Source organism: Streptomyces sp. A1136 (assembly GCF_004795055.1).
GTDB lineage: Bacteria > Actinomycetota > Actinomycetes > Streptomycetales > Streptomycetaceae > Streptomyces.
Genome location: NZ_SSBJ01000170.1, coordinates 1 through 685, shown reverse-complemented (window position 1 = coordinate 685; position 685 = coordinate 1). Strand labels below are relative to the sequence as shown.

At 45.3% G+C, this 685-nt stretch carries 1 protein-coding gene; it reads right to left on the bottom strand.

What is annotated here, in order from left to right; translation table 11 throughout:
* On the bottom strand, window positions 1-440 hold a 440-nt coding region (locus E6R62_RS37875), incomplete at its 3' end, for a helix-turn-helix domain-containing protein (RefSeq protein ID WP_136217950.1).
* Window positions 441-685 lie beyond the last annotated feature (245 nt).

The window sequence follows — 685 nt, the reverse complement described above, 5'->3', positions numbered from 1 at the left end:
CAGGAGTAGCTCTGGGTAACACCAATCAGCGGCGTATCTTCCAGGGTGACAAATTTGTGCTCTGGCATTGTGAATTCACCCAGACGTAGCGGCGGGCGAATACCAAAGGCGCTCCATTCAGGAGAACGGCGGTAAAGTGCAGGAGTCTGGGCAAACTGCTTCTTGAATGCGCGGGTAAATGTCTGTTGAGAGTCGAAGCGGTATTGCAGCGCGATGTCCAGAATCGGACGCGCAGTCAGGCGTAGTGCGACCGCCGATTTCGACAAACGACGAGCACGAATATACGCGCCAATAGCATGGCCAGTGACATCTTTAAACATTCTCTGTAAGTGCCACTTGGAATAACCTGCTTTCGCCGCTACATTGTCGAGCGACAGGGGCTGATCCAGATGACCTTCCAGCCAGATTAAAAGGTCGCGAATAATGCCGGCCTGATCCATAAAATATCCTCATCCTTTCAACAACGAGCACCTGACATCAGGTAATTGGATAATAGCATTTTTTGCTGTTTTAGCATTCAGTGTTTTTTTCTTAGTAGAGTATGTTTTACGGCTTGACGGAAATAAAAGTATTGAGATTTTATTCTTAATCAATATGTTATTTACCGTGACGAACTAATTGCTCGTGTAATAGATAAAAATGGTAACAATATGAAATACAAGCATTTGATCCTGTCTTTAAGCCT